Origin of the sequence: Xanthomonas vasicola, assembly GCF_000772705.2 — a bacterium.
Lineage (GTDB): Bacteria > Pseudomonadota > Gammaproteobacteria > Xanthomonadales > Xanthomonadaceae > Xanthomonas > Xanthomonas vasicola.
Genome location: NZ_JSBW02000040.1, coordinates 86,367 through 99,706 on the forward strand (window position 1 = coordinate 86,367; position 13,340 = coordinate 99,706).

General features: G+C 63.2%; 11 protein-coding genes. 3 read left to right on the plus strand and 8 right to left on the minus strand.

Translation table 11 applies throughout. The features are described 5' to 3' along the window. Positions 1 to 176: 176 nt before the first annotated feature. Positions 177 to 1,337 carry a molybdopterin-synthase adenylyltransferase MoeB gene (moeB, locus tag NX05_RS10720; RefSeq protein ID WP_080764571.1) on the plus strand — a complete coding sequence of 387 codons (1,161 nt, stop codon included), beginning with the start codon at positions 177 to 179 and terminating at the stop codon, positions 1,335 to 1,337. 346 nt (positions 1,338 to 1,683) lie between these two features. Here moeB and NX05_RS10725 read toward each other — a convergent pair whose 3' ends face one another. The 8 genes from NX05_RS10725 to ndk all read right to left on the minus strand — a co-directional run bounded on the left by NX05_RS10725 (position 1,684) and on the right by ndk (position 9,934). Beyond that, entirely contained in the window at positions 1,684 to 2,904 is a 1,221-nt protein-coding gene (locus NX05_RS10725; protein WP_010373528.1) for a molybdopterin molybdotransferase MoeA, read from the minus strand. A gap of 390 nt (positions 2,905 to 3,294) precedes the next feature. Next, complete coding sequence (der, locus tag NX05_RS10730) at positions 3,295 to 4,692, minus strand: ribosome biogenesis GTPase Der (RefSeq protein WP_039437945.1); 1,398 nt, start codon at positions 4,690 to 4,692, stop codon at positions 3,295 to 3,297. Positions 4,693 to 4,702: 10 nt separating this feature from the next. Further along, positions 4,703 to 5,920 carry an outer membrane protein assembly factor BamB gene (bamB, locus tag NX05_RS10735; RefSeq protein ID WP_039437948.1) on the minus strand — a complete coding sequence of 406 codons (1,218 nt, stop codon included), beginning with the start codon at positions 5,918 to 5,920 and terminating at the stop codon, positions 4,703 to 4,705. After that, the gene (locus tag NX05_RS10740; protein ID WP_039437950.1) at positions 5,920 to 6,558 is read right to left on the minus strand and encodes a YfgM family protein; all 639 of its coding nucleotides are present in this window, start codon (positions 6,556 to 6,558) and stop codon (positions 5,920 to 5,922) included. Before NX05_RS10740 ends, bamB begins: the two co-directional genes overlap by 1 nt. Positions 6,559 to 6,628: 70 nt before the next feature. Further along, a complete protein-coding gene (locus tag NX05_RS10745; RefSeq protein WP_039437953.1) occupies positions 6,629 to 7,489 on the minus strand; it encodes a helix-turn-helix domain-containing protein in 861 nt (286 codons plus the stop codon). Continuing rightward, positions 7,486 to 8,274 (minus strand): type IV pilus biogenesis/stability protein PilW, encoded by a 789-nt coding sequence (gene pilW / locus NX05_RS10750; RefSeq protein WP_039437957.1) that lies wholly within the window; start codon positions 8,272 to 8,274, stop codon positions 7,486 to 7,488. The genes NX05_RS10745 and pilW overlap by 4 nt, the downstream gene beginning before the upstream one ends. A gap of 10 nt (positions 8,275 to 8,284) precedes the next feature. Then, positions 8,285 to 9,490, minus strand: coding sequence for a dual-specificity RNA methyltransferase RlmN (gene rlmN, locus NX05_RS10755; RefSeq protein ID WP_039438101.1), 1,206 nt, complete (start codon positions 9,488 to 9,490; stop codon positions 8,285 to 8,287). A gap of 18 nt (positions 9,491 to 9,508) precedes the next feature. Continuing rightward, the gene (gene ndk / locus NX05_RS10760; protein ID WP_002812972.1) at positions 9,509 to 9,934 is read right to left on the minus strand and encodes a nucleoside-diphosphate kinase; all 426 of its coding nucleotides are present in this window, start codon (positions 9,932 to 9,934) and stop codon (positions 9,509 to 9,511) included. 218 nt (positions 9,935 to 10,152) lie between these two features. Here ndk and NX05_RS10765 point away from each other — a divergent pair, with 218 nt between their 5' ends. After that, positions 10,153 to 10,785, plus strand: coding sequence for a TetR/AcrR family transcriptional regulator (locus tag NX05_RS10765; RefSeq protein ID WP_039437960.1), 633 nt, complete (start codon positions 10,153 to 10,155; stop codon positions 10,783 to 10,785). A gap of 24 nt (positions 10,786 to 10,809) precedes the next feature. Then, positions 10,810 to 13,182 (plus strand): 3-hydroxyacyl-CoA dehydrogenase/enoyl-CoA hydratase family protein, encoded by a 2,373-nt coding sequence (locus NX05_RS10770; RefSeq protein WP_039437963.1) that lies wholly within the window; start codon positions 10,810 to 10,812, stop codon positions 13,180 to 13,182. Positions 13,183 to 13,340: the final 158 nt, after the last annotated feature.

Sequence of the window (13,340 nt, forward strand, 5' to 3'; positions counted from 1 at the left end):
TGGGCAAACCGGGCCGGACGAGCCGCGTGACGTGTGTAGCGAGGCCGGATTACAGCGGTGCCACTCGCACTGCAGCGTGATCGCGAGCGCGGCATCGCCGCGACCATGACGCCGCTTTCATCGAGAGCGATGAGTGCTGCCTATCGCTGGGCGACTGCACATCGCAGCGGCAGCATTTGCGCGACAATGGCGAAATGAGCAGCCACGACATCTCCCCCGCCGACGCCCGTGCCCGCGCTTTGCAAGGCGCCTTGCTGGTCGACATCCGGCAACTGCATGAGCGTGCCAGCGGCCAGGCCGAAGGCGCATTGGCGATCGCACAGAACGCGCTGGAAACAGAGCCGGCAGTTCATCTGCCCGAGCAAACCCGCGCCATCGTACTGATCTGCCAGAGCGGCAAACGCTCGGCACACACGGCTGCCACCTTGCACGCGCTCGGCTATGCACAAGTGGCGTCGGTGGCCGGTGGTACCAGCGCCTGGGCGAGCGACGGCCTGCCGCTGGTGCGCCCGACGCTGCCACCGGACGAGCAGGATTTTCTCGAGCGTTATTCGCGCCATCTGCGTCTGCCGCAGGTCGGCGTGGAAGGTCAGCAGCGCCTGTCGCGTGCGCGCGTGCTGCTGGTCGGCGCAGGCGGATTGGGCTCGCCGGCAGCGTTCTACCTCGCCGCGGCCGGTGTGGGGCATTTGCGCATCGCCGACGACGATGTGGTGGACCGCAGTAATCTGCAACGCCAGATTCTGCACACCGAAGACAGCGTCGGCACTGCCAAAGTCGACTCCGCCGCGCAGCGCATTGCCGCACTCAATCCGCGCGTGCAGGTCGATGCGGTGCAGACGCGCGTCACCGCCGACACTGTCGAAGCGTTGCTGCAGGACGTGGATGTGGTGGTAGATGGCGCAGATAATTTTCCTGCGCGCTATTTGCTCAATGATGCCTGCGTCAAACTCGGCAAACCGCTGGTCTATGGCGCCGTGCAGCAGTTCGAAGGCCAAGTGAGCGTGTTCGATGCAGGCCGCAATCGCGGCGATGCGCCCTGCTACCGCTGTCTGTTTCCGGAACCGCCGCCGCCGGAATTTGCGCCCAGCTGTGCCGAGGCCGGCGTGCTCGGTGTGCTGCCCGGTGTCATCGGTTTATTGCAAGCCACCGAGGTGATCAAGTTGCTGCTCGGCATTGGCGACAGCCTGACTGGCCGCCTGCTCAGCTTCGATGCGTTAACGATGCGCTTCCGGGATATCCGCTTGCCGCCGGATCCGCACTGCCCGGTGTGTGCGCCTGGCGTGGTGGTCAGGGGCTATGCGGATTACGCGGCATTTTGCGGGAGTGCGCTTGGTTGAGGCGGCTGGCAGTGGCTGTGTGGTGTCAGTCGGTTAGTTGATTGGCTTGCCACCGATGCAATGCGATGCGTGTCGCTACTTTTGAGCATTTCGGTGGCTTGGGGGTGGATGGCTGTCTTCCGCCCTACCCTCACCCCCCCCCCTCTCCCGACGGGAGAGGGGCTATGGAGCGACTCGCTCTCACTGGTCGAGGCTTTCACTTACGCCACGACCAAAACGCTTACGCAAGCTGACATGACTCTGCATATTGAAGCGTCGCGCAACGCACGTCGCATTCTTTGCGCATTGCATCGCCACTCAAACAAGGCGTGCATCATTCTGCCGGACACTGTCGACCATCGAACGCTCACAATGCGTAAGGAATCACCCGCACAATTTCGCCAGCCTCGAAGCGCCGCGCCTGCTCCGGCAGCACGATCAAGGCATTACTGTCGGCCGCGCCACGCAATAGATGCGATGCGTCACCGCGGTGCGGCAGTGCCACAAGCTGCCCGCTCTCGCTGCATTCCAACCGTCCGCGCAGAAATTCCAAGCGTTCGTGGCGCTTTTCCCACGGGCTTGCCAACGCCGCATGCCAGACAGGGCGCTGCTCGCTTCGCCCCTGCAATCCGTCCAGCAACGGCACGCCATAGGCGATCAAAGTTGCCAGCACCGAGACCGGGTTGCCCGGCAGGCCCAAGATCAAGCAGCGGCCAATCTGCCCAAGCACCGCCGGCATGCCCGGGCGCATGCGCACGCGCCAGAAGTGGATGCGGCCCAGTTCGCCGATCAGCCGCGGCAGATAATCCTTTTCGCCGGCAGACACGCCGCCGCAAGTAATCACCACATCGAACGCAGCGGCCGCATCTTCCAGCATGGTGCGGATGCGCTGCGGGTCGTCTGGTAAGGTTGGCCAGGCGGTCGGCGCATAGCCAAGTGCACGCAGCTGCGCCATCAGCATGTCGCGGTTGCTGTTGTAGATCTGTCCCGGTCCGAGCGGCATGCCCGGCTCGATCAACTCATCGCCGGTGGCCAGCACCGCAATGGTCGGGCGCGGTGCGACTGCAAGACGCGACACACCCAGCGCAGCAGCCAGACCAATACGCGCCGGCGTCAGCACCTGCCCGGTCTGTATCACCAGATCGCCGGCACGCACGTCGCTACCGGCCGGGCGTACGGCAGCACCCGGCCCAGGCGCAGTACGAAAGCGCACGATGCCATCGCGCTCATCGGCATCTTCCTTGGGAATCACGGTATCGGCGCCATCGGGCAGCGGTGCGCCCGTGGTGATGCGTAGGCATTGCCCGGAACGCAGTATGCCGGCCCAATGCTCGCCAGCAAACTGCTCGCCAACCAGCTGTAACGACGTATCGCCGCCACCAACATCGGCGTGCCGCAGCGCAAAGCCGTCCATCGCGCTGTTGGCAAATGGCGGCAACGCCAGCGGCGCAATCAGATCACCGGCCGAGATCCGCCCATCGGCACGCGAGGTGGCGATGTTTTCATCGGGCGAACGGTTGCTGGCCGCGACAGTGCGCAGAATCTGCAGCGCCTGCGCGTAAGGAATGCGGGAAGGATAGTCGGTCATAACGCGCAGGATACCAGCGCGCCGCTACCGCGAAGAACCGCGATATCACTCAGCCGCTGAAGCAGCAGGGCGCGGTGGGACAACGCAAGACATGGCACGTCGATGTGGGATGTCGCCTAAGCGCGTCGGTTACCTATGCTCAAGAACAATGACGCGCACGTGACGGCGATTGCGCCGGTTGTTAATCGGAACGCATAACAGGTTGTTCAGAGCAGCAAGGCGATTTGTCTGCAGAGCGCGTGCTCCACAGATACGCACTTTTGACCAGACTGGTGCCGTGTTCGACGCTTTCTTGGCCCCGTTTCGTAAGGGCCGCCTTCAACCCAAAGGCAACAGACCTGCGCGCTTCCCATACCGCCTGACCTTCGGGTGTCAGGCGGACGAGCGCAATTACTTGCCTTTGACGTGCCGCATCAGCCGCCGCTTGCGGGCCACCTGCCGATCGGAAAGCGGATTCTTCTTGCCCTCGTACGGATTGGCACCTTCGCGGAAGATAAAGCGCACCGGCGTGCCGACCAGCTTGAAGCGCTTGCGAAAGAAGTTTTCCAGATAGCGCTTGTACGACTCCGGCAACACCTTCAGACGCGTGCCATGGACAATGAAGGTCGGCGGATTCGCCCCGCCCGGATGTACATAACGCAGCTTGGAGACATGGCCGCGAATGCTCGGCGGAGGATTGGTCTCATAGGCAATTTCCAGCGCCTGATTGACTTCGCTGGTGCTGAACTCATGCGTCGCCGACGCGTGCGCGCGGTGAATCGCCTGGAACAGCTCGCGCATGCCCGAACCATGCAATGCCGAAATCCGCACTGCCTCGGCCCAGTTGACGAAACCCAACTTGCGCGACAAAAGATCTTCTGCCTGCGCACGCTGGTAATCGCTTTGCCCGTCCCACTTATTGATCGCCACGACTAACGCGCGGCCGGCATCCAGAATCGCGCCGAGAATCGTCGCGTCCTGATCGGTCACACCTTCGGTGGCGTCCAGCATCAAGACCGCGACCTGGCATTGCTCGATCGCCTGCAGCGTCTTGAATGCACTGAACTTCTCGACCGCCTCTTCCACCTTGCCGCGACGGCGCAAGCCGGCGGTGTCGATCAGGCGGTACTGGCGGCCATCGCGCTCCAGGTCAACTGCAATCGAATCGCGCGTGGTGCCCGGGACTTCCGAAGCGATCATGCGTTCTTCGCCCAGCAGGCGATTGACGAGCGTCGACTTGCCCACATTCGGGCGGCCGACAAAGGCGATACGCACGCGTGCCGGGTCGTTGTCCAGCAGTTCGCCGGACCCTTCCTCGGGCAGTCGTGCACCAACCTCTTCGAGCAATTCGTCGATGCCCTGCCGATGCGCGGCAGACAGTGCCACCACGTCGGAAAAACCGTAGCGCGCAAATTCCGAGCGAACGGTTTCTTCGTCGGTGCCGTCGATCTTGTTGATCACCAACACGGTCGGCCGCGCAAGTTTGCGCAACCAGGCCAAAATCTCGTCGTCGAGCGAGGACGCGCCTTCGCGGCCATCGACCACGAACAGCACCAGATCGGCTTCGCCGGCAGCGGCACGTGCCTGGCGCGCAGTGGCGCCGGCAAGGCCTTCCTCGTCGCCAGCAATACCGCCGGTATCGACGACGATGAAGGGTTGCTGCTCGTCGAGACGGCAGACCCCGTAGTTACGGTCGCGGGTTACGCCGGGCTGGTCGTGGACCAGCGCGTCGCGGGTGCGCGTCAGCGCATTGAAGATGGTGGACTTGCCGACATTGGGCCGTCCAACCAGGGCGACCAGGGGCAGCATCGCAAGGTCCTTATTGTGCCAGCCGGAAGGCGGTCAGATCGCCGTCGGTGTTTTGTAACAGCAAAATGCCATCAACGACCTGCGGCTGCGCCAGCAGCGTGTGGCGTCCAGCGCGGGCGCGCGCAGCCAGTGCACCGTCGCTGAGTTTCAGCCAGTGCAGGTAGCCCTTGTAATCGCCAACCACGGCGTAATCGCCCTGGATGGCCACACCGGTCAGCGAACGGCGCGCCAAGGCAGCCTGCGACCACATCGCCGCACCGCTGCTCTTATCCAGGCCCCACACCGAACCGGCGTTGTCCGATACGACCACAACGGCCGACGACACACCAACGCCGCCGGCGCCGCCATGATCGCGCGTCCACAGCGGACGGCCGCTCGGGCCTTCCAGCGCGAGGGTTTCATTCTTGAAACTGGTGGCGTACAGCGTGGTGCCATCCAGCACCGGTGCGCCGTCGACATCGGACATGCGCTCCAGCTCGGTACGGCCTTCCGGCACGCCGATAGCCTGCTCCCACAACGGGCGACCATCCTGCAGCGCCAGCGCACTCAAGGTGCCGCTGTCGTTGCCCACGAACACCACGCCCGGGCCGGTCACGATCGGCGCATTACCGCGCACCGACAAGGTCGGGCCTTCTTCGGCATGGAACCAGCGACGCTCGCCGGTCGCTGCATCGAAGGCGGTTACGCGACCGTCGTTGCTGCGTACCAGCACCAAATTCTGCGCGATGGCCGGAGCGGCGATCACTTCGTTCGGCACCTTGGCGCGCCACTTTTCAGTGCCGTCAGCCTGGTTCAACGCAATCACGTCGCCAGACAGGCTACCGATCACCACCAAGCCCTCACCGACGCCAGGACCGCCTGACAGGCGCTGCTTGAACTTGCGATCGTTACGCTCTTCTTTCTTGGGCTTGTATTCCCACACGCGCTTGCCGGTCTGCAGGTCCAGCGCTTGTACGCCGCCGGTGATGGCCGCTGCATACACCTTGCCATCGGCCACGGCCGGGCGCTGACGTACGCCGATGTGCCCTTCACCCTTGCCAACGCCGGTGGACCAGATCTTCTCGACCTTGACCGACGGCTCGAACTTCACCAGTTCGGCAGGTTCCTGCGCCTTCTTGGCAGCAGCGTCCTTCCCGGCAAACCAGCCCTTGACGGTGCTGCAGCCAGCCAGCGACAGACCCATCACGGCAATCAACGCAACGCGCTTATACATATCAACCTGCTTCATCAAATCTGCTCCGCCGGATCGGGCACTTTGCCGCCCACATCCATCAGCTTGGTTTCCAGCAACCGGCGCTGCGGCGAAGCCACATCCACCGTGGTCAGGGCCTTGGTATACAACGCACGCGCTTCATCCGGCTTGCCCTGCGCGACCAGTGCGTCGGCGCGGATCTCCAGGCTGGCGTGGTCCTGGGCATCGGCCAGTAGCTTGATCGCTTCGTCCGGCTTGCCGCTTTCGGTCAGCACGCGCGCCAGGCGCTGCTGCACGATCTGCTTGAGCTCGCCTTCGGCGGGCACGTCGCGCAATGTCTTGATCGCTTCAGCGTTCTTGCCGGCATCGACTTGAGCCTTGGCCAGACGCAGCGCAGCCAGCTCGGCGTAAATGCCGCCCTTGCCGTCGTCCAGCGCCACGATGTCCTTGGCTGCCTTGTCGAGGTCTTTGGCCTGGATCGACTTCACCACCGCCTCGTAGCGGGTGTTGGCCTCGACCAACTCGGTGTTGGTGTGCTTCTGCCACCACTGCCAACCCAGGATCAAGGCCAGGCCAACCAGGATGCCGCCCACCAGACCCGCGCCATTCTTTCTCAACCAGGAACGAACGCGTTCGCCTTGTTCGTGTTCGTCCAGCAGATCGTCGATCGCCATGCGTACTCTCGCTCCGTCATCCCGGAGGCGCGGAACATCAAAAGGGATAAATGAAAAACCGCAGTCCGCTTCACTCGGAAGCAGGTACCACGGAGCCGTCGGAGGATACCGCAAAACGGGCCACGTTAGCGCGCTGGAACGGTTTCACATCGACGATACTGCCGCCTTGCTGAACCTGTACCGCCGACGCATTGCCAAGCACGATGCGCCCCACCTGGCCCGGCGAATATGTGCGACGTTCGCCGGCGCGTATCAGTGCTTTTTCGACCGCGCTGCCATCCGGTGCCAGAATCTGCACCCAACTGTCGCCGCTGAAATTCAATGACAAACTGGCGCCCGGAGCAGCTGCCGCGGCAGGCGCCTGGGCATCGGCGGTGGCACGTGGCACCGGGGTCATCGATGCGATATACGGCGCTGGCTGCTCGCGCGGCGCGGGGGCCGGCTGGGCTGCAGGAGTGCCTGGCGCAGCGGACTTTGTAGCCTCCGGCATGCTGTCCAACGACACCGTGCTTGGCGCCTTGCCGTCCAGATGCGAGCGCGTCGCGTACCAGACCGGCACCGCGAACACGCCAGTGATGACCACGTACATGGCCTTACGCGCTGTACTTTCGAGAATGCGGCGCGCACGTGGCGTATGGGTGTGACTGACCAGCTTGACCGGTTCGATCGGCGCGATGGTTGCCTGCTGCAGGAGCGGCTCCAGGTCGACCTGCAGTAAGCGCGCATAGCTACGCAGCTGCCCGCGCACGAACACCGGCGCGCCCAGACGCGGCCAGTCTTCCTGCTCCAACGAACGCACTACATGCCCTGGCATGCGCAGCTTGCCGGCCACGTCGTCCACGCTCAGACCTGCTGCCTCGCGCGCTTCGCGCAAATGCTGTCCGCAGCCCTTTTCCTGCTCGAAAAGGTTCGGGTTGGAATCACTGATCACAATGCATTGGCCCCGGGAGTAGCGGTCGCTGCGTCAGGGAATTCCTTGACCAACCGCTGTTGGTAACGGCCGGCAGCTACCTTGTCGCCTAGCCCTTGCTCAATCTGAATGGCGAGTTGTAACACGGAAGCAGTTGCCGGTGCAGCCGAAAGACGTCGTTCGATAAAAGCGCGAGCTTCGAAATAATTGCGACGCGCCGCTTCCAGGCGCGCCATTGATTCGAGCGCATACGGATTATCCGGGTCTAAATCGAGCGCTTTGCGCAGATCGCCCGCAGCGCGCTCGGGCTGCCCTGCCTTGATCGCGCAACCGCCAGCATTTCCGAGTGCAGACGCGGGAGACGCGTACGTGCGATCAGCCAATGCACGATCAAACCAAGTCAATGCTTCGGCGGGCGAACCATTCGCACACAACCAGGCGCCGTAGTTATTCAGAACGTCGCCGCGCTGCGGCGCGAGTTCTGCAGCGCGCCGGTACGACGCACCAGCAGCTGCTGTGTCGCCCTTGGCGCCCTGAATCAAGGCCAGCAAGCCGATGGCATCCACCGATTGCGCGTCCTTTTTCAGGGCGGCACGCACCTGTTCTTCGGCACTGGCGTAATCGCCGGTCTGCAGGCGATTACGGGCAAGGCCGAGTTTCTCCTGAACCGCCAGACGGCTCTTGGTCTCAGAGCTGTCGCGGAATGAATACACCGGCGAGACCTCTTCCACGGTCTTGACCGACCCTGCCTTGGCATTACGCCCACCGCAGCCGACCGCGCACAGCGCGATCGCCACAGCCGCCATTAACGCGAGTTCACGCTGCCGCATCTCGATCGGCCTGCCCTTCCAATGTGCGGCGGAACTCCGCCTGGCGACGGGTACGGTCCATGACCTGACCCTTGAGCTGCCCGCATGCGGCGTCGATGTCGTCGCCACGGGTGCGGCGAACCATCGTCAGCACCTGCGCATCGAGCAGGATTTTCTGAAACGCGCGAATCTCCGTCTCGCCCGAGCGCTCATAGCGTGTGCCCGGGAACGGATTGAATGGAATCAGATTGACCTTGCCGGCGTCCTTGGACTGCACGGCATTGTCGAACTGCCGCATCAGCCTGGCCAGCTGGCGCGCATGCTCCGGCTGGTCGTTGATGCCCTTCATCAAGGTGTATTCGAAGGTCACCGAATCGCGCTTCTTGCTGCCGCGCAGATAGCGTGCGCACGATTCCATCAACTCGGCGATCGGGTATTTCTTGTTCAACGGCACCAGGCTTTCACGCAGCGCATCATTGGCCGCGTGCAGCGACACCGCCAGCGACACGTCGCTTTCGGTGGACAGCCGGTCGATCATCGGCACCAAGCCCGAGGTCGACAAAGTCACCCGCTTGCTGGCTAGGCCATAGCCAAGGTCGTCGCGCATCACGCTCATCGCGCGCACGACATTGTCGAAATTCATCAGTGGCTCGCCCATGCCCATCATCACCACGTTGGTGAGACGGCGCTGCTGGTGCGGCACATTGCCAAGATGGCGTGCTGCCACCCACACCTGGCCGACAATTTCAGCAGTGGTGAGGTTGCGGTTGAAGCCCTGGGTGGCGGTTGAACAGAAGGTGCAGTTCAAGCCGCAGCCTACCTGGGAGGACACGCACAGCGTGCCACGGCCCTTGTCGGGGATATACACGGTTTCGATGGCGTTCTTGCCGTCGGCACCCATGGCCAGCAGCCATTTGTGGGTGCCGTCGGTCGAAGGCTTGTCGAACACGACATTCGGCACGAGAACCTCGGCGTGCTGGTGCAACTTCGCACGCAGCGCCTTGCCGAGGTCCGTCATCTGGTCGAAATCGGTGACGTAGCGATGGTGTATCCACTTCATCACCTGATGGGCACGGTAACGCGCCTCGCCGAGCGTGTCGGCGAAGAAGCGCTCCAGACCCTCGCGATCGAGGTCGAGCAGGTTCTGCTTGCGCGGTTCCGAGGTGCGGACGGGAACGTCCTGCAACACGGAGGGGATCACGACCTCATTCACGATTCGACTCATTCGGCCTCAGCGCGAGACCACTTCGGTGGCAGCAAAGAAATACGCGACTTCGTTGGCAGCGTTCTCGACCGAATCCGAGCCGTGGGCGGCATTGGCATCGATCGAATCGGCGAAGTCGGCGCGGATGGTGCCCGGCGCAGCGTCCTTAGGATTGGTCGCGCCCAGCAGGTCACGGTGTGCAGCAACGGCGTTCTCGCCTTCCAGCGCCTGGATCATCACTGGGCCGGAGATCATGAATTCCACCAGCGCGTTGAAGAACGGACGCTCGCGGTGCACGGCGTAGAAGCCCTCGGCTTCACGGCGCGACAGCTGCTTGTACTTGGCGGCCACAACCTTCAGGCCAGCCTTCTCGAAGCGGCTGTAGATTTCACCGATGACGTTCTTGGCGACGGCGTCAGGCTTGATGATGGACAGGGTGCGCTCCAGCGCCATAGGAAGTTCTCCGTTGGGCGGGCCACTGAAGGCCCGAGGTTATCATGAAAAAAACCCGCGTCAAAACGCGGGCTTAGGCTTCTTTGCGATGGTCAATTCTATCCCCTCGCAGATCCATTTGCACGCCAGCCCCTGAATCGTGTTGCGTTGCGGCATGACCTGCAAGCAACCGTGGCCGTAAACTCAAACAATCGTTTGATTGAGCCCTGTCCCCGCGCATGTCCAAGCCCGCCCACTTCTCCACGAAAGACCGCATTCTCGGTGCGGCCGAGGAGCTGTTCGCCCAGCACGGGTTCGCCGGCACCTCGCTGCGCCAGCTCACCACCCAGGCTGACGTCAATATCGCGGCGGTCAATTACCACTTCGGCTCCAAGGAAAATCTGGTAAACGAAGTGTTTCGTCGGCGCATGGACGAGATGACCGCTGCGCGGTTGCAGCAGCTGGAAGCGGCGAAGAAGTCGCAGCCGGGCGAGCTCACGGCCGTGCTCGCTGCGTTCGTTGAGCCTGCGCTGGCAATGGCGCAGAACCGCCAGAACGGTGGCGCGTTCGTGCGCGTGATCGCACGCGCCTACGCAGAAAAGAACGACAACTTGCGCAAGTTCCTGTCCGACCACTACGGCCATGTGTTGCGCGAATTCGGCAAAGCCATCGCCGGCTGCGTGCCCGGCCTGAGCAAGGAAGAGCTTTACTGGCGACTGGATTTTCTCGCCGGCGCGCTGACCTATGCCATGGCCGATTTCGGTCTCATCAAGCGCCCGCCGGGCGTCAGCGAGGCCGACCACCGTGCGCGTGCCGCGCGCGAACTCATTCGTTTCGCGGAACCCGGTTTCCGTGCTCATTCCACACCGTAAACGTTCCACAAGAGGCTTGTCGCTATGTCCAATCCGTTGCTAGTCCGTCGTGCCGCCGTGCTCGGTGCCGGCGTCATGGGCGCGCAGATCGCCGCCCACCTCACCAATGCCGGTGTCGATACCGTGCTGTTCGACCTGCCTGCCAACGAAGGCCCGGCCGACGGCATCGTGCTCAAGGCGATTGCCAATCTCGGCAAGCTGAGCCCTGCCCCGCTCGCCAGCAAGGCGCTGGCCGAGGCGATCACGCCGGCCAACTACGAGAGTGGTCTGGAACAACTGCGCGATTGCGATCTGATCATCGAAGCAATTGCCGAGCGTATGGACTGGAAGCAGGACCTGTACAAGAAGATCGCCCCGTTCGTCTCCGAGCATGCGGTGCTGGCCTCCAATACCTCGGGCCTGGGCATCAACAAATTGTCGGATGTGCTGCCGGAACAGCTGCGTCACCGGTTCTGCGGCGTGCACTTCTTCAACCCGCCGCGCTACATGCACCTGGCCGAGTTGATCCCGGCCAAGGGCACCGACAAGGCTGTGCTCGAAGGTTTGGAAGCGTTCCTGGTCACCACGCTCGGCAAGGGCGTTGTGTATGCCAAGGACACGCCGAACTTCATTGGTAACCGCATCGGTGTGTTCTCGATCCTGTCCACCATCCACCACACGCAGGAATTCGGCCTGGGCTTCGATGAAGTCGATGCGCTAACCGGCCCGCTGGTCGGTCGCCCGAAGTCGGCCACCTATCGCACCTCGGACGTGGTCGGCCTGGACACCATGGCGCACGTGATCAAGACCATGGGCGACACGTTGCCGGACGACCCGTGGCATCAGTACTTCACATCGCCGAAGTGGCTGGATGCGCTGATCGCCAAGGGCGCGCTCGGCCAGAAGGTCGGCACCGGCATCTTCCGCAAGGTCGGCAAGGACATCGTGGTGCTGGACCTGCAGAAGCAGGATTACCGCGCCGCCGATCGCACTGCCGCACCGGAAGTGGTCGAGATCCTCAAGGTCAAGAACCCGGCGGAAAAGTTCGCCAAGCTGCGCGAAAGCCAGCACCCGCAGGCGCAGTTCCTGTGGGCGACGTTCCGCGACCTGTTCCACTACAGCGCCTTCCATCTGGCCGATATCGCCGAGACCGCACGCGATGTGGATCTGGCGATCCGCTGGGGCTACGGCTGGTCGCTGGGCCCGTTCGAAACCTGGCAGGCCGCCGGCTGGAAGCAGGTGGCGCAGTGGATTGCCGAAGACATTTCCAATGGCAAGAGCATGAGCAGCGCGCCGCTGCCGAACTGGGTGTTCGATGGCCGTGGTGGCGTGCATGGCGCCGAAGGGTCGTACAGCCCCGCGCGCGATGCCAAGCTGCCGCGTTCGGCATTGCCGGTGTACAAGCGTCAGCGCTTCCCCGATCCGTTGCTGGGCGAGCAGTTCTCGCCGGGCGAAACCGTGTTCGAAAACGACGGCGTGCGCATGTGGCATGACGGCGACGATATTGCGGTGGTCAGCTTCAAGACCAAGATGAACACCGTCTCCGACCACGTGCTCAACGGCTTGCAGGAAGTCGTTGGACGCGCCGAGAAGGACTTCGCTGGTCTGGTGATCTGGCAGCAGAAGGAGCCCTTCTCCGCCGGTGCCGATCTGGCCGGCGCGCTTGGCCTGCTGCAGGCCGGCAAGGTCGATGCGTTCGAAGCGCTGGTCGCCAACTTCCAGGCCACCAGCCAGCGCATCAAGTACGCGCAGGTGCCGGTGATTTCAGCCGTGCGCGGTCTGGCGCTGGGCGGCGGTTGCGAATTCCAGATGCACAGCGCCAAGACCGTCGCCTCGCTGGAAAGCTACATCGGCCTGGTCGAAGCCGGCGTCGGTTTGCTGCCGGCCGGCGGCGGCTTGAAGGAAATCGCGGTGCGTGCGTCGATTGCCGCAGGTCCGGGCGGCGATGTGTTCGCCGAGCTGAAGAAGACCTTCGAAACCGTTGCAATGGCCAAGGTCTCCAACTCGGCGGTCAACGCCCAGGAACTGGGCCTGCTGCGTGCCACCGACAAGGTCGTGTTCAACAGCTTTGAGGCGCTGCACATCGCCAAGGCCGAAGCGCGCGCATTGGCCGAGGGCGGCTACCGCGCCCCGCTGCCGGCACGCCGCATCCAGGTCGCCGGCGACGTCGGCGTTGCCACCTTCAAAATGCTGTTGGTCAACATGCTGGAAGGCCGTTTCATCAGCGAATACGACTATGAAATCGCCACCCGCATCGCCACGGTGATGTGCGGCGGCGAAGTCGATCGCGGCGCGTTGGTGGACGAAGAATGGCTGCTCAAGCTGGAGCGCAAGCACTTCGTCGAACTGGCCCAGCAGGAAAAGACCCAGGCGCGGATTGGGCACATGCTCAAGACGGGGAAGCCGTTGAGGAACTGAGGTTGGTGATTCGGGAGTGGGGATTCGCGACGGCGATTCCCCAGCCCTGCACGACCTTCGCTTCCACCAAATTTATCCGCCGGGTTGGACCATTCGGACATCGGGATTGGCATTGACGAATCCCAAATCCCGAATCCCCAATCCCGGCAATCGGAGAT

What these genes read in the sequence shown, in the direction of transcription:
- NX05_RS10725 (WP_010373528.1), bottom strand. Translation starts at nt 2,904, where the DNA reads ATGACCGACTATCCTTCCCGCATTCCTTACGCGCAGGCGCTGCAGATT.
- der (WP_039437945.1), bottom strand. Translation starts at nt 4,692, where the DNA reads ATGCTGCCCCTGGTCGCCCTGGTTGGACGGCCCAATGTCGGCAAGTCC.
- bamB (WP_039437948.1), bottom strand. Translation starts at nt 5,920, where the DNA reads ATGAAGCAGGTTGATATGTATAAGCGCGTTGCGTTGATTGCCGTGATG.
- NX05_RS10740 (WP_039437950.1), bottom strand. Translation starts at nt 6,558, where the DNA reads ATGGCGATCGACGATCTGCTGGACGAACACGAACAAGGCGAACGCGTT.
- pilW (WP_039437957.1), bottom strand. Translation starts at nt 8,274, where the DNA reads ATGGCGGCTGTGGCGATCGCGCTGTGCGCGGTCGGCTGCGGTGGGCGT.
- ndk (WP_002812972.1), bottom strand. Translation starts at nt 9,934, where the DNA reads ATGGCGCTGGAGCGCACCCTGTCCATCATCAAGCCTGACGCCGTCGCC.
- NX05_RS10765 (WP_039437960.1), top strand. Translation starts at nt 10,153, where the DNA reads ATGTCCAAGCCCGCCCACTTCTCCACGAAAGACCGCATTCTCGGTGCG.
- NX05_RS10770 (WP_039437963.1), top strand. Translation starts at nt 10,810, where the DNA reads ATGTCCAATCCGTTGCTAGTCCGTCGTGCCGCCGTGCTCGGTGCCGGC.